This is a genomic window from Nocardia sp. CC227C (assembly GCF_030767025.1).
Taxonomy (GTDB): domain Bacteria; phylum Actinomycetota; class Actinomycetes; order Mycobacteriales; family Mycobacteriaceae; genus Nocardia.
Genome location: NZ_JASITE010000002.1, coordinates 119794 through 145656 on the forward strand (window position 1 = coordinate 119794; position 25863 = coordinate 145656).

A 25863-nucleotide genomic window follows, 5' to 3' on the forward strand; every position below is an offset into this window, starting at 1 on the left:
GCCCGATCGGGCATCGCCGCGGCCGCCACGCGTCCCACGTGGCGCACCTCCCGCCCATCGTGACCGGCGGCGGCAACGGGCCGGAACAACGAGCCGAACCGGCATCCGGTGCGTCCGCCGGGGATGGGTCGGTACATCTGCGATCGTGAGAAGGTAGCCGACCCCGCTCGCCTCGCTGCCAGGAGGTCCGTTGTCCGCACGTGTTCGCGTTCTCGCCGTCCTCGCCGCGCTGTGTCTCGGGGCGGGATGCGCCGATGGCGGCCCGGATGCGCCGGATGCCGTCGTTCCCGATGGACCGCCGGCGGCCGAGGCGGCGGTCAGCGCCGCGGCATCCGGGCTGCTGCTCAATGGGAAACCCTGGTGGCCGGCGGGTTTCAATGCTCCCCAGCTCGCCACCGATTACGGGGTCAATCTCGGGTGCGGCGCGGAGGTGAATCTCGACGAGTTCTTCGCACGGCTGCCGCGCCATTCCCTCACCCGATTCAATGTCTTCCAGGCGCTGGCGGTGAACAAGACGACTGGTGCGCTGGACTTCCGCGCCGTGGACGCCGTGTTCGCCGCCGCGGAACGACATGCGCAACTGGTGCTGCCGGTGCTGGTTCCGCAGGACGGGGCCTGCGATGACGAGACCTTCAAGCAGCGGGAATGGTTCGCGCGGGGATGGACCGAGGTCAGGCCGATCGAGGGCCGCGTGGTACTGAGCACCCGCGATTGGATCCGGGCGGCGGTACAGCGGTGGCGCGGTTCACCGGTGGTGGCCGGGTGGGAGGTGATCGGCGAACCGGAGCCGGGCGTCTGCGCCGGAGATTGCGCCGACGATCATCGCTCCTGCCCGGACGACGCCGCGGCCGTGCTCCGTACCTTCATGGACGAATCCGGAGCGCTGGTCCGCCGCTTGGATCCGGGACGGCTCGTCTTCGCCGGATTCATCGGCGGCGGGCAGTGCGGGACGGCGGGCGAGGAGTTCCTTCGGGTCGGCGCCTCGCCGTTCATCGATGTCCTGGAATTCCACGACTACGGCGCGGAGGACATCGCGGTCCCCGGCGACGCCTTCGACGGCCTGGCCGTTCGACTCGATCAAGCCGAGCTGTTGGGAAAGCCGCTGCTGGTGGCCGAGATCGGGGTCGCGGCGGGCAGCTGCCGCAGCCTCCCGGCACGGCGGGACGCGGTCGATCGCAAGATGACCGGGCAGCGAGCGGCCGGGGCGGCCGGGGCACTGGTCTGGGCCTTCGTCCCCGACCCGCGGACCGACGCGTGCACCTTCGACGTGGGACCGGACGACCCGCTGTGGGAGCTGATGGCCGAACGCATCACCGCCGGGTGATCAGCCCGCGCCCAGCACCCGGTAGAGCCGCCAATCCGGTTCGCTCGCACCGTCGGCCGGTATCTCCAGCTCCAATGTCGCTATCTGCGCGCCGTTCTCGAACATGGTGGGGTACCTGCGGTTCACCGCGTCCGACACGCCACGCCCGGTCGGCGGCACCGCCAGGATGTAGCGCACCCCGCGTTCGGCGGGCCGGTTCAGGATGCGCACGAAATCGCGGTCGGACGGCACCACGAACTGGTCGGGCCGCTCCGAGGCGACCACTACGGAGAAGCCGTACAAAGTATCCATGAGAACCGCGCCGGGCGGCAGTCCCAGCGAGTCCAGATAGCGCGCGAGCTTGCGCCCCGTGGTGAAGGTCGCGGCGATCCGACGCTGATCGGCGTGACGCTCGGAGGCATTGTCCGGCTGCGGGAACAGCGCCGCGCCCAGCGCGTACTCCTGCACGGCCAAGCGCGAGCTGTTCATGCCGAGCGTGGTCAGCGGCAGCGCGGCCGCCAATACCAGGACGGCGGCCACCGGCACGCCGACCGGCACCGAGCGCGGAGTCGCCACGGCCGTCGCGTGCTCGCCGAGACGGCGGCTGGGCGGTTGTCCGCGGGCGGGCGCGAGCAGCAGCGTCAGCACGGCCGCCAGCGGTATCGCGGCTATGTAGAAACGCAAGAACGCGAAGGTGGAACCTGTTGCGTAGCTGAGGGTTTGAAAGGCCAGCACGGCACCGCACAGCAGCATGGGCACCAGCACCTGGAGATCGCGGCGACGAATTCCCAGGGCTCCGGCCATCGGCACCAGCAGCGGCAGCGCCGGACCGAGTACCAGCATCGCGGCGATCGAATACTCCAGCGCCGCTGTCGAATCGCCCGCGGCGGTCGCGCCGGACTGCTCCAGAATGGCGGTGTTGCCGTACTGCGAGGTGAACTGCTGAAATGCCTGACCGGTGATCAGCCAACTGGTGGCCGCCCACACGAAGAAGGCCAGCGCCACCGGCGCGAGCACCAGACACACATCCATGGCCGTCGCCCACCAGCGCCGGGCCTCGCCGCGCCGCCGCCACAGCGTGCACGCGGCGACGAACGCACCGGCGGCCGCGGCCGGGGCGAGCGCGTCGTAGCGGGTCAGATAGCCCAGGCCGAGGGCGATGCCGCAGGCGGTCAGATCGTGCGCGCCGTCGGTGCGCACCCAGCGCATGAGCCGTCGGATCGCCCAGCACAGGCAGAACAGAAACAGCGCCTCGCTCATCCCGTTGCCGCCGTAGAACAGGATCATCGGATTGAGTGCGAACAGCACCGTCACCGCGCGGGTGAGCCACGCGGGCGCGCCCCGATCGGTGCCGATGCCGTAGACGGTGGTCACCGCACCGCCCATGAACAGCGCGGTCATGAGCACCCCGGACAGGCCCCAGGTGGTCAGGCCGGGCAGCAGCGGGGAGAGCGCCACCGCGGGCAGCTGCGCCAGCGCGGTGAGCGGGGTGAAGACGAAGCCGATGGCCGACAGGTGCGGATCGCGGCTGAACAGCGCGGCCTGGGCGGCCGAAACCCGGCTGAGCGCGTCGCCCATCAGATAGCCGTGGCCGGCCGTCACCAGCCACCCGGTGATCAGGTACAGCAGGCTCGTGGCGACGAAGACCGCCGACGCCGCGTGCGACCGCAGGCGTGTCATGCGTTCTTCTCCGCCGTACCGAGACCGTGAAAGGTCTTCTCCCAGTACGACGGATTGCGCAACAGCTGCCAGCAGCCCTTGGTCGCGGCGATACTCATCAGCAGCCAGTACGCCGGTGAGGTCAGGCAGGCGAGCAGCAGATCGGGGCGGTCGTTCTCCCGGCAGGCGAGCAGGTTCATGTAGATGGTCGCGGCATTGCCGAGCACCAGCGCGACCAGGGCCGGGAAGTAGACGGCGGCCGGGAACAGCTGCTCGATCACCGAGGGCTGACCCAGAATCCACGCCAGGCTCATCGCCCAGAACACCAGGTTCAGGCAGGCGATGATCGGCGTGCCCGCCAGAAACAGCGTGAAACGTAGGAAGGCGACGGTCCCGATCTGCCGCCACAGCCGCACCGGACGGCGGGTGTGCACCAGCCAGCTCTGCAAATAGCCCTTGTACCATCGAGAACGCTGCCGAATCCAGTTGATCGGGTCGGGATTGGCCTCCTCCAGCGTGGTGGAGTCGATGACCGCGGTGGCGTAGCCGCGGGCCGCGATGCGCACGCCGAGGTCGGCGTCCTCGGTGACGTTGTAGGGATCCCACGCCCCGATGGCGGTAACCACGTCGCGTTTGAAGTGATTCGAGGTGCCGCCCAGGGGAATCGGGGCGGAACTGCGCATCAGGCCGGGCAGCAGATAGCCGAACCACAGCCCGTAGTCCATGGTGAACCAGGCGGTGAGCAGATTCTGCCGGGCATTGTGGAAGGCCAGCTTGGCCTGTACGCACACCACCGTGGACGGCAGTTCCCGGAAGGCGGCGACCACGCGGCGCAGTTGCAGCGGATCCGGGATGTCCTCGGCGTCATAGATGGTGACGATGTCGCCGGTGGCACGGCGCAATCCATAGTTGCACGCCTTCGGCTTGGTGCGCGGATCGGCGGCCGGTACCAGCACGATGGTGATGTGTTCGGCTCCGCCCGAACCGATTCCAGCCGCCCGAGCCGCCGCGATGGTGGGTTCGTCGTCCTCCTCCAGGAGCAGCAGCACCTGCATCCGGTCACGCGGGTACTCGATGGACTCCAGCGCGGCGACGAGATCGCCGACCACCTCCGGTTCGCCGTAGGCGGGCACCAGAATGGTGTAGGGCGGCAGTTCATCGGCGGGCAATGCGCGGGCGCGGGCGTCGTCGACGGTCATGATGGCGTCGCGGGCCATCCCGCGGGTGAAGATCAGCACCCGGTCACCCAGTACCGCGAGATACCCCAGCGTGCACAGTGCCACCAGCACCGTGCCGGTGACGAGCGGGAACAACACCGCGCACACCGCGACCGCCAGCACCAGCGCGAGGAATGCCGCGCGCTGCCACGGCAGGAACGCCACCGCGGCCGAGGCCAGCGGATCCGACTCACGCAACCCGTGCACCGCCGCGTGCAGGGCCGCGGCCTTGAACTCCGGGGATTCCGGATCGACGGCGGTCATGACGTTCTCGCCCCCACCATGGCTCGGGCGACCGTGGTCAGCAGGTCCTCGTCCTTGGGGGCCAGGTCGGCCTCGACGGCATACGAATGACTGTCCAGGACAACGGCATTGCCGCGGAACAGCTGATTCGTGAGGTTGCCCAGGTAGGCGGTGAAATGGGGTTGCAGCGGCGGGAATTCCGCGTCGGACAGGTGATTGTCGGCGGCGATGAGGGCGATCCGTTCCGATCCGCCCGCGCCACTCCAGTTCCAGCTCAGCCAGGTCCAGCTCAGCAGCCTGCGGTCGTCCAGCACGACATTGAGCCGGGCGGTGACACCGTGGCCCAGATCGATGAAGGTGGGTGGACTGATCCGCGGCTGCTGGAGGCGGTACAGCACGAACTCCGGGACATTGTTGATGCTGTACGGATCTTCACCGCGCACCGTATCCACTACGACGCGACGGCGGCGGGATTCCTTGTCCCAGTTTGGATTGCCATGTTCTGCGCGAATCAACTGCCTGGTGAGCGTCGATTCCGAGCCCAGATAGCGTCGAGCCCAGGGATATTCGTCCTCACTGAGCAGTTGCCAGCCCGGCGGTACCGGGTGCGACCCCATGATGGTGAGCCCGGCGACCTCCGGCGATTCGATGCCGTAATCCTCGTACACCGGAATCAGAGCCAATACCGCCGCGCCGGATACGACGAGCGCCAGCGCCCCGTACGACTGTCCGGCCGTCAGCGCGGCCAGCGGCCGGTCCAACGGCTCGAGCGTCCCGCCGCGCCACTGGTACAGGTACATCACCGCACAGGCCGCACTCAGGCCGGTCACCGACGGCACGGCCTGGTAGACGATGCCCCGGGCGGCGGGCAGGGCGGCGTGCAGCACGAGCAGGCAGAGCCCGCCCACGGCGAGGGCGATGACGGCGGCTGCGCAGCCACGGGCCACGGTGCGCCCCGTCGCTATGGCCGCCGTCACGGCCGCGATCAGGATCATGACCACCCCGGCGGCGATATCGCCGCCACCCAGGGCCGCGAGCGTCACACCGTAGACCAGCGGCGCGGCCCCGAACAGCAGTAGCCACACCGGCCAGAACCGACAGGTCGGCCGCAGTCCGAACACCAGCACACAGGCGCTGAACAGGAACAACCACGCCGCCAGCACATCCAGGTGCAGCAGTTCGTAGTGGTAGCGGTAGCGACCCACCAGCAGACCCACCACCGCCATGGACAGGGCCACGCCGATCAGACCGACGATGACGTCGGTCTGCCGATCGTGGATCGGCAGCTCACCGCCTCGGCGCAGTGCGATGCCGATGGCCGCGAATCCCGCCAGCACGGGCATCAGCATCAGATAGCCCAGAAATGAGCCCCGCGCGATGTCCTCGGTGATCTCGAGCACCGTGCCCCGGAAGGCCACCACCACCGCCACGGCGATCAGCGTCCCCCGGGCGACCATCGCGGCAGCCGGATTCGACCGCCGTGCCGACACTTTCGCGTTCATGTCAGTGGTCGCGCCGACGCCGAGCCAGGATCAGCAGGCCCGCGACCAGACCCAGGGCGAGCACCACGGCTCCGACGATGGTCAGGATGCGGGCGACCGGAATATCGGCCGAGTCGCCGGGCCGGCCGACGATCACCTCGTGCGGATCGAAGTACTCCGGATCGCGATCGCCGGTCTGGTACAGCACATTCCCGGTGAGCCGGGACCAGCGGTCCGGATCGCCGTCCAGCCAGTCCAGTATGCGGTCCACCCGTTCGGGCTCCTCGGTGGAGGTGGCGACCAGTACGGTGCGGTCATTCGACCAGATGGTCTGGAGGGAGCCGAAGGGAATCAGCGGATCGATGCGCAGTTCGGCGCGCGCCGGTCCGCTGTACACGGTGATCTGATCGCCGGATCGGCTGAGCGGCGGTCGAATCGACTCGGGCACATCACCGTCGGCGGCGATCAGCACGGCGGGATCGGTGCCGCGCACCGCGGTGTCGAACGACACCAGCTCCGGCCGCAACGGCACCGGTGTCAAGCGCTGCATGCCGACCAGGATGCGCGCGGCGCGGCGGGTATCGGCGAAACCGGGATCGCGCATCCCGACCCGCACGGTGGGCAGCATCGCCTGCGGCAGAGCCTGGAAGCCCGGGGGCACCGGCGGTTTCGCCTCGACCCCGGTGATCTCACTGGCCGGGTCGATGGTCAGCACAACCGGCTGCTCCAAACCGCAGCCGTGGGTCAGACCGGTCTGCGCCAGGGTGACCGTCAGTGTCGTGAACCGGCCGAGCAGTTCGTCCGGAATCTCGATCCAGCGTTCGATGCGGCCGCTCGCGTCCACCGGCCAGCTGTCGATCTGCCGGTCGCGGGCGGTCACCGTGATCTGGCCGTTCAGCGTCTGCGGCAGCGGGGTGTAGTTGCCCAGCAGGCGCACGCGGATATCGCGGGTGGGGCGGCCGAGCCGGGACTGGTCGATGCCGATGTCGACGCTCACCACGCCGACGGCCGTGGCGCTGAGTCGTGTCTCACCGAGATCGCTCAACGTGCTGACCTCCGGCGGCAGCTGCGGCGCGGCGGGCAGCGATACCGCCGTGGCCCCCGAGGTGAGCGCGATGCGCGCGAGGTCGCTGGTGAGCAGCCGGATCTGGTCGGGCAGCGTGTCGCGGGTGCCGGACACCGTCAGCAGCGGTCCGGGACCGTCGGCCGTGAGCCGCAATCCGGTGTCGGCGGATTCGGCGATGGCGATCTGCCGCTCCAGGAACTCCGGGGCATGATCCGGCACGGCGGCCCCGCCGCCCATCGGCCGCAAATCCACGGCAACCGGCTGGCCGTCGTAGCGGGCGACGACGGCCGTGAGCATCTTCAAGGCGGCCGCACTCTCCACCTCCGACGGGCGCTCCGGCAGGTAGACCGTGACCCGCCGCAGCACGGGCGGCAGGAACTCGGCGACCGTGGTCGGCTGCGCCTCCCGGCCGGAATATTCCACGGCGGGATCCGACAACGTCATCGGCCGCCCGAGCCAGTCGGTGATGCAGGTTCCCGCCTCGGGCACCAGCGCCGAACTCAGCGTCACCGCGATAGCGCTGTTCTCGACCTCCGCACCGGCCAGCGACAGCCGCACCGGCGCATTGCGCTCCAGCGGCAGATCCACCCGATCCAGCAGTCGATCCCCCGATGTCACCTCCAGCGTTCCGCGAGCCACATACGGCGGCAGCTGCACCGTCCCCACCAGTTCCATCGGCGCCAGCCCCGGCAGCACCGGCAGCGTCAGCGCCACCTCGTGCTCCTGTCCCGGAAACGCCAGCACGCGCCCCATGCCGAGCGTCGACAGCGGTACCGCCGCCGGCACCGCCTCCGCCGGGGGCGGCGGGGGCGGGTCGAGCTCCGTCGGCTGCGCCCCCGCCAGCCCCGACGCGCCCACGACGAAGCTCACCACCAGCACGCCGACCGACCCGAAGAGACGCCGCCGCGAACGCGATGAAGACAGGGCCACCAGCAGCCTCCTGAACGTGACAACCCGGAATCCGAACCAAGTCACCCACCGAAGCTAACTATCAGCTACCAAGTGTCGCATTACTATATGTCATGCGCCGAGGCCACTGCGGCATGCCATGGCTCCCGCCGGGTCGCCGGTCAGCCGGGTTCGAGCCACCCGCCGACACGGCTCGGATGCTCGTGCCGTCCCGGGAGGACACCCGCTGCCGATACGGCGGGGACTCCGCCTCCGCGCGGATCGGCGGCGTGGTCGATCAGGCCGGGCGATAGGTGTTGATGACGATGCCGCTGCCGGTGCGTTGCGAGCCGACGAGTTCCAGGCGGCGCAGCAGCCCGCTCTCGGTGAACAGTCGCGCCCCTTTGCCCGCGACCACCGGGTAGAGCATCAGCTCCAGTTCGTCGAGCAGCTCGGCTTCGCCCCTGGCCGCAGGCCTCACCGCCGGGGCGGGTCTGCTCGCGGCGGTGCGCGATCCACTGGAGAGCGCGGAGGTCACCACCGATTCCACGGCGTCGCGCCCGGCGAATACCGCAAGCGCATCACCCGCTGAGCCCGACACCCTGCCGCGAATCTGAATCGCGATCCATCGCAGGGTGATTCGTCAGGACCGCACGACCGCTGGCCGACCTGCTCACCGCGGCCGATCCGGATCGGCCGACGCTTCACCGATGCTCCACTGCCACTGCGTGGGCAGCCGGTGTGAGCGCATCGTCGACACCGTCGCCGGTTGCGTGAATCCACCGCGAGCAAATGTGAAGGATGTTAATTTCACTTTATTCGGGGTGGAGAACCACACAGCCGGAAGGGATCTCATGGTGACAACTCGGGTGCGCGGCGCCACATTCGGTACGGCGGCCGTCGGAATCGGCGCGGTGCTGGTGCTGCTGGCGCCGCACGCGGCGGCCGACGGTCCGGGCTATGTCGACATGGCGGAATCGAATCCGAAGGTAGGTTGCAGCTATTCGGTCACCAGTGGCGACATGGTCGGCGGCGGCAGCAGTTCGAGCAATGGACTGCCGATCACCTTCTTCGACAACGGCGTCGAGATCGGCACCGACACGGTGGGCGGCGGCCTGATCGGCAAGGCCGCGCAGGTGTCCTGGACACCGGAGACCACCGGACAGCACGTGCTCACGGCCACCGGCAGCTGGGGCGGCGACGACGTGTTCACCCTGCCCTCGCTGACTGTCCAGGTCGCCGCGAGCACCGCCACCGGCAGCTTCGGCTGCCCGTTGCCGAGCATCTCCGGATAGCCCGCGAGCAGGGCCCGGCCCCCTGGCGGCGGCCCGTCAGTGCTCGCGGGTGTCGGGATCGGCGAGCAGCTTCAGGACGACCGGCCGCGAGAGCGTACCGGCGACCTGCCGGGCCAGCTGGTTCGCGCTCGCGCCGCCGGCGCGGGATGCCCGCAGCGCGGCGGCGAGTTCGTCGCGGGCGGCGTCCGCGGCGGCCTGCGCCTCGCGCAGGCGGCGGGCGGCCCGGTCCACCGCGTCCTCCCCGTCCGGAGCGCCCGGCTCCTCGCCCCGATCACCACCGGTCAATACATTGACCGCCTCGAGGTCCCCGCGCGACCCGCGCATGGCCGACCGCGCGAAATCGGCCATGAACCGCTTGGTGGCCTCCGTGTCGTCGGCCGCCTCGCCGAGCAGCAGCCGGGTGGTCTGCGGCACCGCCAGTGACCAGTTGGCCAGCCCGCACAGTGCGAGCAGCACCAGCCCGGCGCGGCGCGCGTCCACGCCGAACTGCTCCTGTGCCCGTTCGAATTTGCGCACGTAGTGTTCGGCGCGCCAGCCGTCGATATCGTGCGCGTCCGCGCCGCGGTGCAGGCCCTCCCACAGCAGCAGCCGCAGCAGCTGCGGATTCTCGCGGTGGTAGTCGAAGAGCTTCCCGACGTACTCACCGGGTTCGGTCTCCGACAGCGGCTGCACCACGTCGAGGAATTCGCGCATGGTGTCGATGAGGATGACGTCGAACAGTTTGTCCTTGCTGCCGAACAGGCCGTAGATGCGCTCTTTGTTCACCCCCGCCGCCTCCGCGATGCGGTCGACGCGCGCGCCCGCCAGGCCGTACTCGGCGAATTCCGCGCGAGCCGCGCACAGCAGGGCCCATCTGGTCGCGTCACTGCGTTTGGCCGGAGCGTTCATGGTTGCGACTCTAACATCCAGCAATCCAACTGTTTGGTTGACATGATGGTCCTGGACGTCCTACCGTCGTCTCCATGCCGACCACCACCCTGCCGAATCCGACCGACACCCAGGTCTCGACCGCCGCGCACCGCGCGCACACCGCGCGCACGCTGCCGGTCTTCGTCTTGTCCGCCCTGCTGGCAACCGGGCAGATGTACATACCGATTCCGCTGTTCAGTGCCATGCAATCCGACTGGCACGTGGGCGCGGGCGCCATGACCTGGATTATCAGCGCCTTCGCCTTCGGCTACGCCGGCGGCTTCGTCGCCTTCGGCCCGCTGTCGGACCGCTACGGCCATCGCCGCGTGCTGATGACCGGCATGCTCGCGGCCGCAGTGGTCACCCTATTGACCGGTTTGGCCCTCAGCGCGCCGCTCGCCATCGGCCTGCGGGTCGTCCAGGGCCTGGTGGTCGGCTCGATACCGCCCGCGATCATGGCCTATGTCGCCACCCGGATCACGCCCGGGCATCGCGCCGTGGTGACCATGTCGGTGGCCACCTCGTTCCTGGCCGCGACGGTACTGGCGCAGATCGCGTCCCAGGCCGTGGTCGCCTCGTTCCCGTGGCGCACCATGTTCCTCGGTTCGGCGGTTGCCTTCGCGGCGCTGGCGCTGGCACTGCGCGCGGTCATGGTCGCCGATGCGCCGACCGGCACGGACCGGCCGCTGCTGCACAGCTACGCCACCGTGCCCGCGGTACTGCGGATCACGCCGCTGCTCCCCCTGCTGATCGCGGGCGCGCTGTCCATGGCCGTCATGGTGGGCGTCTACACCGGCATCGAAATCACCGGATTGGTCCACGGCTCGGGCGAACTGCTCGCCCTGCGCGCGGGCGCGCTGCCGGTCATGGTGGCGCTGCCGCTGCTGGCCGTGCCGCTCGCCCGGCTCACCAAACACAATCAGATCGTGCTCGGCGCGCTGGTCGCCGCGGTGGCCATGGTGGCCGCCACCTTCGAGGGCAGCCATATCGGCATCCTGACCGTGCTGCTCGCGATCCTGGTCGGCGGGCTCGGCGTCATCGCGCCCGCCGTCCTCCAGACCACCGGCGAACTCGGCGGCGAGGCCCGGGCCGCGGCCTCCTCGGTCGCCATGTTCAGCTTCTACGTCGGCGCCACCATCGGCCCGATCATCGCGGCCGTCGCCGCACCGCATGGATTCTCGGCCCTGGCCTGGACCCTGGCGCTGCTGCTGCTCATCGCATTGGGCCTGACCCTGCTGGGCGCACGCCTCCAGCGCGGGGTGGTCGCGGCCTGAGCCGCCACCGTAGCGGCCGCCTCCCCACACGGATGCCGGGAGCGCGGCCGCTACCGCCGCATCGGCGGCGGTAGCCCCACACCACCCGCCGTCGACCCCGATCCGGGCAGCGTCAGAATTCGTCCGGGCAGCCGCAGGAACCGCGGGTGCGCAGTTCGGCGGCGAGGCGGATGATGCCGGGATCGGGTGCGCTGCTTTCTATTTGACCGAGGAGCAGGTCCACCGCCAGTTCGCCCATGCGGCGGGCCGGTTGGACCATGGTGGTCAGGCCGGGACGCGTGTAGCGGGAGTATTCGATGCCGTCGAAGGCCACCACGGCCAGATCGCCGGGAACCCGCAGGCCAGCGTCGTAGGCGGCGCGGAGCATCCCCATGGCCTGGAGATCGCTGGTGACGAATACGGCGGTCGGAGTGTCCGGACCGGCCATCAACTCGGCCAGGGCGTGATAGCCCGCGGCACCGCCGAAATCGGTGCGCACGATCGCCCCTTCAGGCAAGTCCTTGGCCGCCAAGGCATTCCGATATCCCCGCACCCGGTCCTCGGCCGTGGAGACATGCGGCCCGCTCAGGCAGGCGATTCGGCGGTGACCATGGTCGATGAGATGGTCCACGGCCTGCTGCGCCCCCGCGACCGAATCGCACAGCACATGCGTGCACCGGGCCGGGTCGATGATGCGGTCCAGGGCGACCAGCACCATCCCGGCTTGCTCGCAGGCATCGGCGATACCGGTCTCCCAGGCGGAGGAGATCGCCAGCAGCCCTTCGACGCGCCGGTCGATGAACGAGCGAACATAGGCTTGCTCCCGCGCGGGATCTCCGGCGGCATTGCCGACGAACAGCGGATATCCGCGCGCGAACGCCGCCGCCTCGATCACCGCGGACAGCTCGGCGAAGAATGGATTGGCCCCGTCCGGAATCACCATGCCGAGGGCGTGACCGCGGTTGGTGCGCAGGCTGCGCGCGGACATATTGGGCCGGTAGCCGAGTTCGGCGATGGCGGCCTCGATCCGAGCCCGGGTCGCCGGGGCGACCTGCCGCGGCCCACCGTTGATCACATAACTGACCAGCGCCGGAGACGTACCCGCCAGCCGAGCCACGTCGGCCCGTGTGACCGCCATCGAGTTATCTCCTTCTCGCGCACCGTCCATCCAAGCATCGAACCGGCCGACGGTGAACGGCCAGCCCCTTGACAGCTCGTGACCCGCATCACACACTGTCATCAACTCGTGTTGATCAACACGAGTTGATACTACGAAACAGATTAGGTCGGTTCACGATGAATGCACGATTTCGCCGCGCTCTGATACCTGTCGCCCTGGTCACCGCGGTCGCCGCACTGACGACCGGTTGCGGCCGCGGTGCGGATTCCGGCTCCGACGATTTCAAGATCGCGATCGTCACCCGGAATTTCACCAACCCGTACTGGGCGGCGCTGCGCGACGGTGCGCTGGCCGAGGCGGACGCGCTGGGCGTGCGGGTCGATGTCCAGGCCGGACAGTCCGAGACCGACGCCGACGGCGAGAACGCCCAGATCTCCACCATGGCGGCGCGGGGGTACGACTGCTTCGGCGTGGTCCCGGTCAACAGCACCAATGTGATCACTCCGCTGACGCCGGTCGCGCGCAAGGACATTCCGATCCTGAACCTCGACACCCGGATCGACCCGAAGGCGTCCGAGGCGGCGGGCGTCAGCTACGCCAGCTTCATCGGTTCGGACAATCTCGATGCCGGTCGGATCGCGGGCGAGCGGATGGTGCGGGCGCTGGGCGGCAGCGGCAAGGTCGTCATGCTGCAGGGCATCGCGGGCGAGCAGAACGGCATCAACCGTGATCAGGGCTTCAGCGACGCCGTTGCGGGCACACTGGATATCGTGCAGAAGGCCCCCGCCGACTACGAGCAGGACAAGGGCCTGCAGGTCACCGAGGCGATGCTGCGGGCGCATCCCGACATCACCGGCGTCTTCGCCGCCAACGACACCATGGGCCTCGGTGCGGCGCAGGCGATCAAGAACGCCGGCAAGTCGGAGCAGATCAAGGTGATCTCGGTCGACGGCATACAGGCCGCGCTCGACGCCGTGAAGTCCGGCGACCTGTACGGCACCGTGACCCAATACCCCTATGCCGAAGGCCAACTCGCCGTACAGGGGTGCCTGGCGCTGCACCAGGGCAAGACGCTGCCCGAGCGAGTCGTCGCCCCGATCGCGTTCATCGGCGCGGACAATGTCGACCAGCAGATCGCGTCGTTCCCGCGCCCGATCGTCGCCTTCGACAACCCGATCGAAGGGCTGTTGGACAAGTGACGGCCACCGTGGACATCGTGTCGGTCGACTCGCGCGAGCGCGCGGGGCACACCGAGATCCTCTCCAGAATCGCGGAATTCGCGGCCCCGCTGGCCCTGGTGGTGCTCTGGGTGGTGTTCTTCATCGCCACCCCGCACTTCCTGACGCTGGACAATATCGGTGACCTGCTGGTCGCATCGACCATTCTGACCGTGCTGGCCCTGGGCCAGCAGTTCGCGATCACGGCCGGTGGCATCGACCTCTCCGTCGGCGCGAATCTGCCTTGGGCCGCAGCGATTCTCGGCTATCTGACCGCGCACGGCCAGCCACTCGCGATCGGCATCGCCGGTGCGATCCTCGGCGGGCTCGCGGTCGGCGTCGTCAACGGTGTGCTCGTCGGCCGCCTGGGCATGACCGATTTCGTGGTCACCCTCGGCATGCTGAGCGTGCTCAACGGCATCACCCTGCTGTTGACCCACGGCAATACGCAGGCGGTCGGTTCCCAGTTCCTGCAACGGCTCGCACTCGACGGCATCGGCCCGGTGCGCTGGTTCTGGCTGCTGGCACTGCTGGCCGCGCTGGCGGTGGCGGTGATCATCTTCCGGACCCGGATCGGCACCCACCTGCTCGCGACCGGCGGTCGGCTGGAGGCGGCCCGCGACACCGGCATTCCGGTGAACCGGATTCGCCTGTTCGCCTACGCAATGTCCGGATTGCTCTGCGGCATAGCCGGTGTCATGCTGGTCGCCCGCAACGGCGGGGCGGATCCGTCGTTGCAGACCACCTATCTGCTGAGTTCCATCGCGGCCGTGGTGCTGGGTGGCTCCTCGCTGTCCGGCGGCAAGGCATCCGTGCTCGGAACCGTCTGCGGCGCGGTACTTTTCACCTCGCTCATCAACGGCTTCACCATTCTCGGCATCTCGCAGTACTACCAGCCGGTCGCGGTCGGCGCGGTGCTGCTGCTCGCCGCGGGCATCGCCCGCTTCCGAAAGTAGGTCAGGGCATGAAGATTCCACTACTGGAGGCGCGAGGTCTCACCAAGTCGTTCGACTCGGTGCGCGCGCTGGCCGGGGTCAGCATGACGATTCCCGAGGGTGAGGTCACCGCGCTGGTCGGCGACAACGGCGCGGGCAAGTCGACGCTCGTGCGCTGCCTCACCGGCGTGCAGCCGCCCGATACCGGGCAGATCCTGTTCCGGGGCGAGCCGGTGCGGTTGCGTTCGCCGGAGCATGCCCGGCGGATGGGCATCGAGACCGTCTACCAGGATCTGGCGCTCATCGACGATCTGACCGTCTGGCAGAACCTGTTTCTCAACCGTGAGCTGGTGTATCCGCTCGGCATCGTCAATCGCAAGGCCATGATCGCCCGCAGCGGGGAGATCCTGCGCGATCTGGATGTCGACGTGCCGTCGGTGCGCACCACCGTGCGGCGGATGAGCGGTGGTCAGCGCCAGAGCATCGCCATCGCGCGGGCGGTGGCGTGGGGCAAGTCCATGGTCATCATGGACGAGCCGACCGCCGCGCTGGGAGTCCGGGAGACAGCGGCGGTGGAACAGCTGGTGCGCGGCCTGCGCGAACGCGGCGTCACGGTGCTGATCATCAGCCACGATCTCGACCAGGTGCTGCGCATCTGCGACAACGTGGTGGTGCTGCGGCGCGGCAGATCCGTTGCCGCACACCGTATCGACGAGGTGGACGGCGACCGGCTGGTCGCGCTCATCACCGGTGCCGCGCCCGGCAATCTCGACGTCGCCGCGGAGGTGGCCTCGTGACGGTGGTGGTGCTCGGTTCGGTCAATCGGGACGTGGTGTGCGAGGTGCCGCGGCTGCCCGCGCCCGGTGAGACCACCCTCGCCATCGGTACGCGAACCAATCTGGGCGGCAAGGGATCCAACCAGGCGGTGGCCGCGGCCAAGGCGGGTGGGCACGTCGAGTTCGTGGCCAGGATCGGCGCGGATCCGGACCCTTCGCTACGGAAGTCCCTGCGCGAGTACGGCATCGGACTCGACGCCGTGGGCGAGGTGCCCGGCGCGCACACCGGTACGGCCTATATCACCGTCGCCGGGGGTGAGAACCAGATCGTGGTCGACCCGGCCGCCAACTTCCGGTGGGAGACCGATGCGGAACTCGACGCCTCGGTCGCGGCGCGGCTCGTCGCGGACGCGGAGGTGGTGGTGGCACAGCTGGAGGTGCCGGTTCGAGTGGTGGCCTGGGCGGCGCGGCGCGCACGACGCTTCATCCTCAACGCCGCCCCCGCCGCCACCCTGCCCACCGATCTGCTGCACCGGTGTGATCCGTTGATAGTCAACGAAACCGAGCTCTCGACATTCACCGGCACGAGCGCGACGACACCGCGGGAGACGTTCGACCAAGCGCGTGAGCTGTGCCTGAGCGGCGTTCCCGCCGTGGTCGCCACCCTGGGTGCGGCCGGGGCGGTCTGGGTCCGCCGCGACGGCCGCACCGCCGTCGGCGGATACCAGCCGGCTCCGCGAGTCCCCGCGACCGATTCCACCGGAGCCGGGGACGCCTTCGTCGGCGCACTGGCGACCGCGCTCGCTCGCGGGGACGATCTGCCCACCGGCGTCGCCTTCGCGACCGCCGCCGCCGCACTGGCCGTCCAGTCCCCCGGCACCCATACCGCCTATCCCACCCGCGAGCAGATCACCGCCGCCCTCGACACCGTCCCACCGGCCACGCGCCCGTTCTGACCACTTCGGCCCCGCAAAGGAATTCGACCGTGCGATCCACCGGCATCATCCACGCCGACCTGCTGTCGGCGCTCACCGCGCTACGCCATACCGATCTGTTCGCCGTCAGCGACTCCGGCCTCCCCGTTCCGGCCGACGTCCCGGTCATCGACCTCGGCATCAGCTACGGTCTCCCCCGCTTCGAGCCGGTGCTCGACCTCATTCTGAGCGAGGTCACCGTGGAAGCGGCGTGGGGCAGCGGCGATGTCACCGCCCACAACCCCGACGCCGCCGCCCTGCTCACCGATCGCCTACAGGCGAAGCTGCTCGACCACTCCGAGTTCAAGGCCCGCATCGCCCAGTGCCGCTTCGTGGTCCGCACCGGCGAGGCGCAGCCCTACGCCAATGTGCTGCTGCGCGCGGGGGTGCCGTGGTTGTCGGTATGACGCGCCCACGGCGGTCGTAACAACGGAACCGGTCGGGCGTTTACAGCTATATTTCTCTCCCACAAGGGAATTCACCGCGAATGAGCTTTCGAAACGACCACGCTTCTGCACGCTCACTATCTATACTTCATTGCAGCGCGATACATTCGAGCAAGGCACTCGCCTTCGGCTCGATACCTATCGGTACCCGACTTCCGCAACACGCCGCGCGGCACCTGCGGACCGCAATCGGCGCGGTCCGCCAAGCCTGGAAGCAACGGCGCTTCGCCACAGCTCCCGGGGACACACTCCGGGGGAGTCAAGGAAGGTGATCAGCATGCCCGACATCGATCTGGGCCTGGCGACCGACTGGAACGAGGGTGATACGCACGGCCGAATCCGGCTGCGGCAGAATCAGTGCTACCCGAGTTCACCGAAGAAGGATGTACTCATCAGCTCTCCGGTGAGCATCGAACTCTCGGTCAATTCAAACTACAGCACCAGCCAAGAAGCCGACAAGATCTTCTTCACCACCCACCACGGCAGCATGAAGAAGATCATCGCCGTTCTGGATTCCAATGGCGACCTCTACATCACCGGGCGGCTGATCCAGGAAGCCGGGGATCTGAAGTACACCTAGTCGGCAAGGTTCCGCATCGATAACCAGTCGGGCCACCCGTACGCGCTCGGAGAGGCGTGCGAGTGGCCCGACGACTTGGCTTTTCAGCATTCGGGCGAACCGCTACCGGGGAGCGCCGGGGTTGGCGACCTCGTCCGGAATCGACGGGTTCGGGGTGACCGTGCTGCCGTCCGAACCGAGGGTGAAGGTGATGACCGTCGGACCGCCCGACGGGCAGCAGTTGGCATCGTCACCGGTCAGCCAGCGGTATTGCACCTGGACAGCGCGGTCGGAGGAGCCGACGACACTCGTGTACGACGTGGCCTTGGACGTCGCGGTGCCGAGATACCCGTCGTGGTTGAAGAACAGCACGTGGTACGGCGAACTGGCCGTGCCACCCGGCGTCGTCGCCAGCACCCAGAGCAGCTCCGGGCACGACCCGACCGCCGCGTCGATGGCACTGTCGACGCTGTACGAATCACCGCCCACTGTCGGCCCGAGCGAGTCGATCGCCGCGCCGACCACACCCGACCCTGGATCAACGCACAGACCATTGCCCGCGGTAGCGGGAATGCCGTCGACCGGCGGACGCGTCGTGACCGGCGGCTGGTCCGGTCGCGACGTGTCCGTCGGCGCGGCGGTCCCGGGCACCGTGCCCGGTTCCGAGGGGCCGGGTGTCGGCGCGCCGGGCCCGGGCGGTGTCGTGGTGTCCTGGCAGCCCGCGACCGCACCGGCCACCAAGAAGGCCGCCAGCCCCGTACCGATGAGCTTGTTCATTGATTTCCTCCCGATTTTCGTCCCCACTCGGGTGTCGGTCCGGGAAGGCCGCCGGTTACGCCCCCAATTGTATGGTCATGCCTTGTGTGGTCATGCCTCAGTAAGATCGCAAACCGCAGTACACCAACGTGATTGCCCTACTCCGCCACCGGGCCAACCGGCGACGACCTGACGTTGCTCAGCCGAGTCGCGGCGGCTTCGTCGAGTCGACCCGCCGGTGTGGTCGACGGCCTCGGGGTAGGCGACACCGTCAGGCCGGAGAGTGTGCGGTCACGGCACACGCCTACGGGCGATCGAACTCACCACCCGCGACACCGGCGGTGAAGGCATCCCACGCTTCGGGGGCGAAGATGAGGACCGGTCCGGACGGGTTCCTGGAGTCGCGCACGCCGACCGCGCTTGCCGCAATATACGCGACCTCGACACAATCCTGACTGCCGCCGCTATAGCTGCTCTTGAACCATTGAGCCTCGAACCATTGAGCCTCGGACAGGTCGACGTTCATGCTCTGGCTCCCTTGCTCATGTGCCGAAGCAGGTCGCGGCTCTGCCGCGCGTCCAACGCTACTCGCCGCATGGCGTCGTGCGCTGCGCGGTAGCGCGCAACGCTATCGCGATCGTCGAAGTACATAGCGCCGGTGTAGCTTTCGACATACACCACCGATGGTTCGTCAGGCTGGTGGTTGGCGTCGCCGAAGTCCAAGATCGTGAACGGCCCGGTCAGATCACCTAGAGGGGTACCCGCCGTATAGGGCAGGACGCGCATGGAACGCGAACGCCGCGGTTGGCGACTGACCATTCCGCGCTCCCGTCTCTACGCCGCCGTACTGCACTCGGTTATCGTCAGCGCCCGCGCATCTCACCGCCTGCCCGCCACCCTCGATCACGCCGATATCCTCGACGCCATCTTCGACGGCGCCGAACCCCCGGGCCGAAGCGAGGCCGGGCGACCCGTGGAAGACCTCATCGGCCACCACATCGTGCCTGTGAACTGACCTTCCTCGCCGTCGACCTGGTACCCATGCAGTCGAGGTGGCGCTGTGATCCGGCTTCCCATGCCGGTCTCCCGGTTGACTGACATCCCTGTGAATTCGGATGCTGCTAATCGGTGAAAGTGTTGCGGGGGTGGCGTTTCAGTGACTAGCTTTGCGATCACCGCTGGCAAATAGCCAGACCTGTGAGTAGGCGAGAATTCGGTGATCGGCAGCAGATTCCTCCATGAGATCTCAGCACTGTGGCGGCGGACTGCCAGCGTGCGGACCAGAGTGCTGGTCATCGTGCTCATTCCGAGTATCGCGTTGCTCGCGATTGGGGTCGGCGGATCCGCCTACCTGGTGCAGAGCGGGCGCGAGGCCAATCGGTTCGCTGAACTGGCGCGCGGCACCTCTGGGCCGTCGATCATGATGATCGAGGCATTCCAGGAGGAACGCAGGCTTTCACTGCTGTTCCTGGCCGGGGACGACTCGGCGGGGTTCGCGTTGCCGGCGGCGCGCAAGCAGTCCGATGCGGGGTACGCGGCGGTGGTGGCCCAGGCCAATGCCCTGTCGGAGCTGCGGCCCGACCTGAAGGACGGGTTCTTCCGGGTCGGTGTCGGCCAGAAGGTGCCGGCCCTGCGGGCCGCGATCGATGCGCGCGCCATTCCGGCCGCGGACGCGTTCACCGCGTACAGCATGGCGGTCGCGGCCATCGTCAACGGCTGGCTGATCTCGGCGGACGTCGCGCCCGAATCCCATATCGCGGTCGAGCTGTACAAGTCGGTGCATGCGCTGCGTGCCGCCGAATCCATCTCACAGACAAGCGGTTTGGGCTCGCTGATGATGCTCACCGGGGAGCTGTCGCCGGAGCTGCTGGTGGAATTGACCGGATACATCGGCGACGGACGCGGCGAGATCGCCTACATCGGGTCGGTGCTGCAGGGGGCGCACCTCGACCAATGGAAGGCGCTTACCGCGAGCACTGAATGGCAACGGCTGCGTGCCATGGAGGACGCGATCATCCAGCGCGGCCCGGTCGCCGCGGCCGACGACAGCGGTCGATCCTCCAGCGAATCCGCCGATCCGCTACCGCTGACGCTGACCGAGTGGCAGCAGGTCGCTGGCAAGGTCCGGCGCGATCTGCTGAGCCTGTGGGAAACCCAAAGTGTCGACGCGCATTTCGAGGCGACCGAACGAGGCAATCGGCTCGAGCGGAATTCGCTGTCCGCCGGGGCGGGTGTACTCTCGCTCGCGCTGCTGGCCTTCCTCGGCGCGCTGGTGCTGGCCAACCGGTTCATCGCACGCCTGCGCCGGCTACGCCGGGACACGCTGGAATTGGCCGATGAACGATTGCCGGACACCATCCGCCGACTATCGGCCGGCGAGGAGTTCGATCAGGACGCCGACCGATTGGACTTCGGGTCCGACGAGATCGGCCACGTCGCAGACGCTTTCAACCGCGCGCACCGGGCGGCGGTGAACGCGGCGGTGGCCGAGGCCAAGACCCGGGCGGGCGTGAACGCGGTGTTCGTGAAGATCGCCCACCGGTCCCAGGGCGTGGTTCACCGCCAGCTGGCCCTGCTGGACAAGGCCGAGCGGGAGGAACCGGAACCGGACCGGCTGAAATTGCTGTTCCAGCTCGACCACTTGGCGACTCGCGCCCGGCGCAACTCCGAGAACCTCATCGTGCTCGGCGGAGAACAGCCGGGACGCAAGTGGCGCAATCCGGTGCCGCTGATCGATGTGGTTCGCGGTGCGGGCGCGGAATCGCTGGACTACACCAGAATTCATGTCCGAAAGCTGCCGGAGACACAGATCGTCGGATCCGCCGTCACCGATATCATCCACCTCTTGGCGGAACTGGCCGACAATGCCACCACGTTCTCCCCACCGGAGTCGCCCGTCGAGGTCACCGGTGGTCTGGTCGGCAAGGGAATCGCCATCGAGATCTCCGATCAGGGCCTCGGTATGACCGAGGAGGATATGGCCGCCCGCAACGCGCTGCTGGCACAGCCACCGGATTTCAGCGTCGCGACCCTGGCCGGAGATATCCGGCTCGGCTTGTTCGTGGTCGCGAAACTGGCGGCCCGCCACCGTATTACAGTGCGGCTCACGGAATCCGACTATGGCGGCGTGAAGGCTATCGTGCTGATCCCGAATTCGCTCACGACCTCCGCTCCGGATGCAAGCGCTGCCGATCCTGTCGAAGAGCGGCGAATTCCGGCGCAGCCCGAGTACTCATGAACGATTCACAGGATTCGTGGTACGACGAGGATGCCGGGCCGGTGGTCCGGCTCTACGCGGTGACGCGTGGCCGATCCGGGACCCGTCGCACCGATGTGGACATGGTCACCCGAGTGGTGGCTTCCAGCCTCGGCAGGCTGCGCCGCCCCGAACCCGAATACGCTGCCATCGTGGAGATGACTCGGTCGCCACTCTCGGTGGCCGAGATCGCCGCCCGGCTGCACCTGCCGATCACCGCGACCAAGATCCTGGTCGGGGATCTCATCGGTGACGGCGTCCTCGACTTCCGCGCTCCCGCCGTCGGCCCGGGTTCTTCCGATGACCTCACCGTGCTCCGTGCGGTCCTGAAAGGGATACAGGCACTGTAATTCCTTCGACTCGAGGCGCTGCTACAACCGAGTGGTTCGAACCAAGCGCCAATACACACGCCCCATCTGACCCGCGGTGCGCCCCGAAGGGAGCCATCATGGGCGACATCGACCCGCACAGCCGCCAACCCGGGACAATTCAGCGATTGGACAACATCGCGATCGTCATCGACGACCTCGCGGCGGCCACGGCATTCTTCGCCGCGCTCGGACTCGGAACTGACCGAATACCAGTCACCCCCAGCCCGAGACGCCGACCCGAACCCGCCGGCCAACACCCTCGGCATGCACCGCATCATGTTCGCCGTCGAGAACATCGACGCAACCCTCGCCCGCCTGCGCCCCCACGGTGCCGAACTCCTCGGCGACCTGGTGCAATACGAGAACAGCTACCGCCTCTGCTACCTGCGCGGCCCCGCGGGCATCCTCATCGCGCTGGCAGAACAGATCGAATGAGCGGTGGACCCGACGCACCAGCATATGGACCGCACGGTGCTGGTCGATGGGTCCGACATGCTGATCCACGCGGTCGGTGCCCGACAGAAGCACACCGCGTGGAGAGCGATCGCCTTGCTCTCGGGTGTGCGAATCGGTATAGCCGAGAGTCCGCTGCGCGTGCGGATTCTCGGTCCGGCGCACACACCCATCGATATCCGCTCGGCCGGAACCCGGCAGGTCGTCGCGGCCATACGCCGGCACGGCGTCCGAAAGCTGGTGGTGCAGAGCGCTTTCGGTGTCGCCGAGACACGGCTGCGACTCGACCTGGTGAACAAGCTGTTCTTCCGCCTCGTCGCCCACGCCGTCGACGACGCCACACTCCTCGGCCGACCGGTCACGGTGTCAGGGCCTCGCGAGTCGCGCGATCTCGCGCCGGCGAGATGAAGGCCGTGGATACCAAGGCCAGCACCAGCAGTCCGGCGCAGACGTAGCTCGATACCTGCAACCCGGTCGTCATCGCCGCACCGGCGGCGTCGGCGACGACTCGAGTGTTCGGATCGGCCGCCAATGTTGGAATGGCCGATCCGGCACTGTCGGTCACCACCGCGCTGAGGGAACGGGCGTCTGGAACCGCGGCCGCGTCGAGGCGGTCACGCAGACTGGAGCCGAGTGTGGTGAAGTACAGCGTCGTCAGCACCGCAATTCCGAGCGCGGAACCGAATTCCCGTGCCGCGCTTTGGATTCCCGAACCCTGGCCGGCACTCTCGACGGGTACGTCGGCGAGTACGACATTGGTCACCTGCGCGGTGGCGAACCCGACACCTACACCGTAGACGAAGAGGGCGACCGCGATCCACCACCAGGCGCTGTCGGTGGCGGCGGTCGCCCCCAGGAGCACCAGACCCATGGCCTCCAGGATCAGCCCTACCCGAACCTGTCCCAGCGCGGATACCGACGCGGCCATGGAGAAGCTCGCACCGCTCGCGCAGAAGCTGCCCACCGCCAGGGCGCACAGGGCCAGACCCGCCTGCAGCGCACTGTAATCCAGCACGAACTGCAACCACAGCGGCAGCACCGCGATGATTCCGAACTCGCCGAGCCCCACGATCAGGGTGACGACATTGCCATTGCGAAAGGAGGGAATGGCGAACAGTCGCACATCCATCAGCGGTTCACCGCCGGTGCGACCGAGCCAGGCCTGTCGCCGCCAGAACGCGAACAGGATCACCGCGGCCACGAGGAACAGGACGAAGATCGGGGAAAGTCCACCGCTCCAGGTGAATCCACCGAGCTTCAGCGGTTCGGTGGTAAGCAACCACCCGTGGGTTCGCCCCTCGATCATCGCGTAGGCGAGTGCGGCGAGTCCGAGTGCCGAGAGGACCGCACCCAGCACGTCGACTCCGCCGGACATGCGCGGTGAGGCCGGGATGAAGAGCAGCACCCCGGCCAGGATCAACGCGACCAGCGGCAGATTGACACCGAAGGCCCAGCGCCAGGAGAAGTCCGCCAGCCAGCCGCCCAGCAGTGGGCCGACAGCCGCGGCCGCGCCGATGGTCGATCCCCAGATGGCGAATGCCTGGGCGCGGGCCTTACCGGTGAAGGTCGCGTTGACCAGCGCCAATGAGGTCGGCAGAATCATCGCCCCGCCGACGCCCTGCAGGAATCGTGCCGCGATCAGCAGCCCGCCGTTGGGCGCCAGCGCCGCGAGCAGGCTGGTCGCGCCGAATACCAGGAGGCCGATGAGGAAGACCTTGCGCGCGCCGTGCAGATCGGACAGCCGACCGGCCAGCAGCAGCAGCGCCGCGAAAACAATGGCGTAGGACTCCTGAACCCATTGCGCCTGAGTGGAATCGATCGATAGGTCCTCGATGATCGGCGCGAGGATCACATTGACGATGGTGAGGTCGACGACGATCAGGGCCACGCCCAGCGATACCGCGACAATGCCGAGCCATTGCCGGGCGGGATGGGCGACTGGTTCAGTATTCAATGCATCTCCATCATAAAGTATCTTTGCGATGAAGATAGATTCGGCGCGGGTAGGTTGTCAACCGAGTCCCACGGTCGCGAGATGAGCAGGAGGCACCTGGATGGCGGCGGCGAAGTCACCGGATGATGTTGCGGTGCAACGTGAACGGCTCGCGGAGGAGCTCCGGGCGTACGGATCGAGTTTCACCGAACTCGGCCGGCGCTTCGCCGTGTCACTGGGCGTGCATTCCACCGATGCCTTCGCCCTGCTGGAGATCTCCGCCGCCGAAGCCCAGGGCACCCCGCTCTCCCCCGTCCTACTGAGCAAGCGCATCTCCCTGTCGTCGGGAGCGATGACCGCCCTGCTGAACCGCCTCGAGCGGGCCGGATACATCTCGCGCACCCGCGAACACACCGATCGCCGCATCGTCACCCTGCGCAGCAGCAACGACGTCAAAGAGATCGCGGACAGCTACTTCGAACCACTCAACACCCAGCAGGACGCCATCCTGTCCCAGTACCCGCCGCAGTTGCTCCGGCAGTTCGAGACGGTGCTCGCCGAACTGCGCGCCTCGATGGACGCGCACCTCACGCCGGACCGACTCCGCTCCGACGGCGCGCCGAACAGAGCCGAAGCACAGGAAAGGCCCGGCGGAAACCGGGCCTGACCTGCGATCGAAGTGGAACTGCTGGGGGCCTATTCGAAACCTACGTACCAGCCGGAACGTTTACGAAAAACGGTTGAGATGATGCCATCATTGCAGGTCGACACAGCCGAAGGTAGTAGAACCCCTCCCCTACCGCAGATCCACAAGCTGTCGCAGCGACTACCCCCGGCCGTCGCCGAGGAGCTAGCGGCCGCGTATCGGGCGGGAGCGCACACGACGGAGCTTGCTCCACGGTTCAGGCTGAGCCACGGCAGTGTGTTGCGATTGCTGGCCGAGCAGGGCGTGACGATGCGACGTCAGGGGTTGAGCGAAGGTGACGCACAGACGGCCATGCGGATGTACGAAGCGGAGGGGTTGTCGCTGTCGGAGATTGGCACTCGGTTCGGCGTGTGGCCGCAGACGGTACGACGGGCGTTGATCAAGGCGGGGGTGAAGATGCGGCCGAAGGGCGGGAGCCGGTCACGGAAACACGGCTAGTTAGCGGGCCAATCCTTGACCAGCTTATACCTGCCGCATCTGACTTTCATATCTTATGGGCCCATAATGGGCATTATATCCATTAACGCCCGAATCTATGCTTGAAATAGATGATGAAAGAATCAGTCGATAAGCAGTTTACAAATCTGTTCGCCTATACTGATAGGCTTTCCCACACCGAAAACCCTCCACGGATCGAACAGCTGGGCTTTCTAAAATTCGCGATTGAGTGCATCGTGGTTAGTGTTTCCAGTGGCAAGCTCGAAATTATCGAGGGTGCAAGAGCACTAGCCCCGCTCTGGGAATCACCACTCTCGCAGCACCATGCAGAGCTAACAGCCATCGCGGCCTACGCACGCAGCATTTCTACTGGTGGGTGCGATCTGGCTGAAATGCAGTATGAATGGCAGGAACTCGTCAGCTCGTTCGAGCACTTTACATCTTGGCAAGAAGCTGAGCAATTACGGCGTTGACCTCGCTTCCGCTCGGTGCACCTTTCAAAATCGTCAAGTTTGATTTACCCCCATCCGCTTGCGTAATTAGCATTCGCATCTCGCCCCTCCGTCCGTCATGAATTACATGGACATGGGGTCGCTCAGAGGTCAGACC

At 67.6% G+C, this 25863-nt stretch carries 28 protein-coding genes; 17 read left to right on the top strand and 11 right to left on the bottom strand.

Translation table 11 applies throughout. The annotated features are described in order from the left end of the window. Positions 1-190 precede the first annotated feature (190 nt). Complete coding sequence (locus QMO76_RS03850; protein WP_306359761.1) at positions 191-1324, top strand: beta-mannosidase; 1134 nt, start codon at positions 191-193, stop codon at positions 1322-1324. Here the strand turns inward: QMO76_RS03850 and QMO76_RS03855 are convergent, their stop codons facing one another. The 5 genes from QMO76_RS03855 to QMO76_RS03875 all read right to left on the bottom strand — a co-directional run bounded on the left by QMO76_RS03855 (position 1325) and on the right by QMO76_RS03875 (position 8458). Next, positions 1325-2983 (bottom strand): glycosyltransferase family 39 protein, encoded by a 1659-nt coding sequence (locus tag QMO76_RS03855; RefSeq protein WP_306359762.1) that lies wholly within the window; start codon positions 2981-2983, stop codon positions 1325-1327. Then, positions 2980-4443 (bottom strand): glycosyltransferase, encoded by a 1464-nt coding sequence (locus QMO76_RS03860; protein ID WP_306359763.1) that lies wholly within the window; start codon positions 4441-4443, stop codon positions 2980-2982. The genes QMO76_RS03855 and QMO76_RS03860 overlap by 4 nt, the downstream gene beginning before the upstream one ends. Then, the gene (locus tag QMO76_RS03865; protein ID WP_306359764.1) at positions 4440-5924 is read right to left on the bottom strand and encodes a hypothetical protein; all 1485 of its coding nucleotides are present in this window, start codon (positions 5922-5924) and stop codon (positions 4440-4442) included. The genes QMO76_RS03860 and QMO76_RS03865 overlap by 4 nt, the downstream gene beginning before the upstream one ends. 1 nt (position 5925) lies before the next feature. Then, a complete protein-coding gene (locus QMO76_RS03870) occupies positions 5926-7899 on the bottom strand; it encodes a hypothetical protein (protein WP_306359765.1) in 1974 nt (657 codons plus the stop codon). 256 nt (positions 7900-8155) lie between these two features. Next, a complete protein-coding gene (locus QMO76_RS03875) occupies positions 8156-8458 on the bottom strand; it encodes a dihydrofolate reductase family protein (RefSeq protein WP_306359766.1) in 303 nt (100 codons plus the stop codon). Positions 8459-8711: 253 nt separating this feature from the next. Here QMO76_RS03875 and QMO76_RS03880 point away from each other — a divergent pair, with 253 nt between their 5' ends. Next, positions 8712-9152 (top strand): hypothetical protein, encoded by a 441-nt coding sequence (locus tag QMO76_RS03880; RefSeq protein ID WP_306359767.1) that lies wholly within the window; start codon positions 8712-8714, stop codon positions 9150-9152. A 36-nt stretch (positions 9153-9188) separates the two neighbouring features. On the opposite strand, the gene QMO76_RS03885 is transcribed toward QMO76_RS03880, so the two are convergent. Next, positions 9189-10040 (bottom strand): TetR/AcrR family transcriptional regulator, encoded by an 852-nt coding sequence (locus tag QMO76_RS03885; protein WP_306359768.1) that lies wholly within the window; start codon positions 10038-10040, stop codon positions 9189-9191. Positions 10041-10114: 74 nt separating this feature from the next. On the opposite strand from QMO76_RS03885, the gene QMO76_RS03890 reads away from it, so the two are divergent. Next, a complete protein-coding gene (locus tag QMO76_RS03890; RefSeq protein WP_306359769.1) occupies positions 10115-11335 on the top strand; it encodes an MFS transporter in 1221 nt (406 codons plus the stop codon). Positions 11336-11447: 112 nt separating this feature from the next. Here QMO76_RS03890 and QMO76_RS03895 read toward each other — a convergent pair whose 3' ends face one another. Then, positions 11448-12452, bottom strand: a complete 1005-nt coding sequence (locus tag QMO76_RS03895) for a LacI family DNA-binding transcriptional regulator (RefSeq protein ID WP_306359770.1) — start codon at positions 12450-12452, stop codon at positions 11448-11450. Positions 12453-12610: 158 nt separating this feature from the next. Between QMO76_RS03895 and QMO76_RS03900 the strand changes: the two genes are divergently transcribed. The 6 genes from QMO76_RS03900 (at position 12611) to QMO76_RS03925 (ending at position 17362) form a co-directional block, all read left to right on the top strand. Beyond that, entirely contained in the window at positions 12611-13633 is a 1023-nt protein-coding gene (locus tag QMO76_RS03900; protein WP_306359771.1) for a substrate-binding domain-containing protein, read from the top strand. Between the two features lie 17 nt (positions 13634-13650). Next, positions 13651-14607 carry an ABC transporter permease gene (locus QMO76_RS03905; protein ID WP_306359772.1) on the top strand — a complete coding sequence of 319 codons (957 nt, stop codon included), beginning with the start codon at positions 13651-13653 and terminating at the stop codon, positions 14605-14607. Positions 14608-14615: 8 nt separating this feature from the next. After that, positions 14616-15383, top strand: a complete 768-nt coding sequence (locus QMO76_RS03910) for an ATP-binding cassette domain-containing protein (RefSeq protein ID WP_306359773.1) — start codon at positions 14616-14618, stop codon at positions 15381-15383. Beyond that, a complete protein-coding gene (locus QMO76_RS03915) occupies positions 15380-16318 on the top strand; it encodes a ribokinase (RefSeq protein WP_306359774.1) in 939 nt (312 codons plus the stop codon). Before QMO76_RS03910 ends, QMO76_RS03915 begins: the two co-directional genes overlap by 4 nt. A 29-nt stretch (positions 16319-16347) precedes the next feature. Next, positions 16348-16743 (top strand): D-ribose pyranase, encoded by a 396-nt coding sequence (gene rbsD / locus QMO76_RS03920; protein ID WP_306359775.1) that lies wholly within the window; start codon positions 16348-16350, stop codon positions 16741-16743. 316 nt (positions 16744-17059) lie between these two features. Continuing rightward, positions 17060-17362, top strand: a complete 303-nt coding sequence (locus QMO76_RS03925) for a DUF6342 family protein (RefSeq protein ID WP_306359776.1) — start codon at positions 17060-17062, stop codon at positions 17360-17362. A 102-nt stretch (positions 17363-17464) separates the two neighbouring features. On the opposite strand, the gene QMO76_RS03930 is transcribed toward QMO76_RS03925, so the two are convergent. The 3 genes from QMO76_RS03930 to QMO76_RS03940 form a co-directional block, all read right to left on the bottom strand. Further along, complete coding sequence (locus tag QMO76_RS03930; protein WP_306359777.1) at positions 17465-18118, bottom strand: LppP/LprE family lipoprotein; 654 nt, start codon at positions 18116-18118, stop codon at positions 17465-17467. 283 nt (positions 18119-18401) lie between these two features. Further along, positions 18402-18623 carry a DUF397 domain-containing protein gene (locus tag QMO76_RS03935; protein ID WP_306359778.1) on the bottom strand — a complete coding sequence of 74 codons (222 nt, stop codon included), beginning with the start codon at positions 18621-18623 and terminating at the stop codon, positions 18402-18404. Beyond that, positions 18620-18883: a Scr1 family TA system antitoxin-like transcriptional regulator gene (locus tag QMO76_RS03940; RefSeq protein ID WP_306359779.1), complete on the bottom strand. Its 264-nt coding sequence runs from the start codon at positions 18881-18883 to the stop codon at positions 18620-18622. Before QMO76_RS03940 ends, QMO76_RS03935 begins: the two co-directional genes overlap by 4 nt. On the opposite strand from QMO76_RS03940, the gene QMO76_RS03945 reads away from it, so the two are divergent. The 5 genes from QMO76_RS03945 (at position 18882) to QMO76_RS03965 (ending at position 22585) form a co-directional block, all read left to right on the top strand. Further along, positions 18882-19112, top strand: coding sequence for a hypothetical protein (locus QMO76_RS03945; RefSeq protein ID WP_306359780.1), 231 nt, complete (start codon positions 18882-18884; stop codon positions 19110-19112). The genes QMO76_RS03940 and QMO76_RS03945 overlap by 2 nt on opposite strands. Positions 19113-19370: 258 nt before the next feature. Beyond that, positions 19371-21335, top strand: coding sequence for an ATP-binding protein (locus tag QMO76_RS03950; protein ID WP_306359781.1), 1965 nt, complete (start codon positions 19371-19373; stop codon positions 21333-21335). Then, positions 21332-21703: a DUF742 domain-containing protein gene (locus QMO76_RS03955; protein WP_306359782.1), complete on the top strand. Its 372-nt coding sequence runs from the start codon at positions 21332-21334 to the stop codon at positions 21701-21703. The genes QMO76_RS03950 and QMO76_RS03955 overlap by 4 nt, the downstream gene beginning before the upstream one ends. Positions 21704-21922: 219 nt before the next feature. After that, positions 21923-22159, top strand: a complete 237-nt coding sequence (locus QMO76_RS03960; protein WP_372341904.1) for a VOC family protein — start codon at positions 21923-21925, stop codon at positions 22157-22159. Between the two features lie 3 nt (positions 22160-22162). Further along, positions 22163-22585: a hypothetical protein gene (locus QMO76_RS03965; RefSeq protein ID WP_306359784.1), complete on the top strand. Its 423-nt coding sequence runs from the start codon at positions 22163-22165 to the stop codon at positions 22583-22585. Here the strand turns inward: QMO76_RS03965 and QMO76_RS03970 are convergent. Next, complete coding sequence (locus tag QMO76_RS03970; protein ID WP_306359785.1) at positions 22536-24131, bottom strand: DHA2 family efflux MFS transporter permease subunit; 1596 nt, start codon at positions 24129-24131, stop codon at positions 22536-22538. The genes QMO76_RS03965 and QMO76_RS03970 overlap by 50 nt on opposite strands. A gap of 133 nt (positions 24132-24264) precedes the next feature. Between QMO76_RS03970 and QMO76_RS03975 the strand changes: the two genes are divergently transcribed. The 3 genes from QMO76_RS03975 to QMO76_RS03985 all read left to right on the top strand — a co-directional run bounded on the left by QMO76_RS03975 (position 24265) and on the right by QMO76_RS03985 (position 25727). After that, the gene (locus QMO76_RS03975) at positions 24265-24777 is read left to right on the top strand and encodes a MarR family winged helix-turn-helix transcriptional regulator (RefSeq protein ID WP_306359786.1); all 513 of its coding nucleotides are present in this window, start codon (positions 24265-24267) and stop codon (positions 24775-24777) included. 12 nt (positions 24778-24789) lie between these two features. Next, positions 24790-25254, top strand: a complete 465-nt coding sequence (locus tag QMO76_RS03980) for a helix-turn-helix domain-containing protein (RefSeq protein ID WP_306359787.1) — start codon at positions 24790-24792, stop codon at positions 25252-25254. A gap of 110 nt (positions 25255-25364) precedes the next feature. Continuing rightward, positions 25365-25727 (top strand): hypothetical protein, encoded by a 363-nt coding sequence (locus QMO76_RS03985; protein ID WP_306359788.1) that lies wholly within the window; start codon positions 25365-25367, stop codon positions 25725-25727. The last annotated feature ends 136 nt before the right edge of the window (positions 25728-25863 follow it).

Coding starts and splice junctions, on each gene's coding strand:
- QMO76_RS03855 (WP_306359762.1), bottom strand. CDS start 2,983: ATGACACGCCTGCGGTCGCACGCGGCGTCGGCGGTCTTCGTCGCCACG.
- QMO76_RS03860 (WP_306359763.1), bottom strand. CDS start 4,443: ATGACCGCCGTCGATCCGGAATCCCCGGAGTTCAAGGCCGCGGCCCTG.
- QMO76_RS03865 (WP_306359764.1), bottom strand. CDS start 5,924: ATGAACGCGAAAGTGTCGGCACGGCGGTCGAATCCGGCTGCCGCGATG.
- QMO76_RS03880 (WP_306359767.1), top strand. CDS start 8,712: ATGGTGACAACTCGGGTGCGCGGCGCCACATTCGGTACGGCGGCCGTC.
- QMO76_RS03885 (WP_306359768.1), bottom strand. CDS start 10,040: ATGAACGCTCCGGCCAAACGCAGTGACGCGACCAGATGGGCCCTGCTG.
- QMO76_RS03890 (WP_306359769.1), top strand. CDS start 10,115: ATGCCGACCACCACCCTGCCGAATCCGACCGACACCCAGGTCTCGACC.
- QMO76_RS03895 (WP_306359770.1), bottom strand. CDS start 12,452: ATGGCGGTCACACGGGCCGACGTGGCTCGGCTGGCGGGTACGTCTCCG.
- QMO76_RS03900 (WP_306359771.1), top strand. CDS start 12,611: ATGAATGCACGATTTCGCCGCGCTCTGATACCTGTCGCCCTGGTCACC.
- QMO76_RS03910 (WP_306359773.1), top strand. CDS start 14,616: ATGAAGATTCCACTACTGGAGGCGCGAGGTCTCACCAAGTCGTTCGAC.
- QMO76_RS03925 (WP_306359776.1), top strand. CDS start 17,060: ATGCCCGACATCGATCTGGGCCTGGCGACCGACTGGAACGAGGGTGAT.
- QMO76_RS03930 (WP_306359777.1), bottom strand. CDS start 18,118: ATGAACAAGCTCATCGGTACGGGGCTGGCGGCCTTCTTGGTGGCCGGT.
- QMO76_RS03935 (WP_306359778.1), bottom strand. CDS start 18,623: ATGAACGTCGACCTGTCCGAGGCTCAATGGTTCGAGGCTCAATGGTTC.
- QMO76_RS03945 (WP_306359780.1), top strand. CDS start 18,882: ATGGAACGCGAACGCCGCGGTTGGCGACTGACCATTCCGCGCTCCCGT.
- QMO76_RS03940 (WP_306359779.1), bottom strand. CDS start 18,883: ATGCGCGTCCTGCCCTATACGGCGGGTACCCCTCTAGGTGATCTGACC.
- QMO76_RS03955 (WP_306359782.1), top strand. CDS start 21,332: ATGAACGATTCACAGGATTCGTGGTACGACGAGGATGCCGGGCCGGTG.
- QMO76_RS03985 (WP_306359788.1), top strand. CDS start 25,365: ATGATGAAAGAATCAGTCGATAAGCAGTTTACAAATCTGTTCGCCTAT.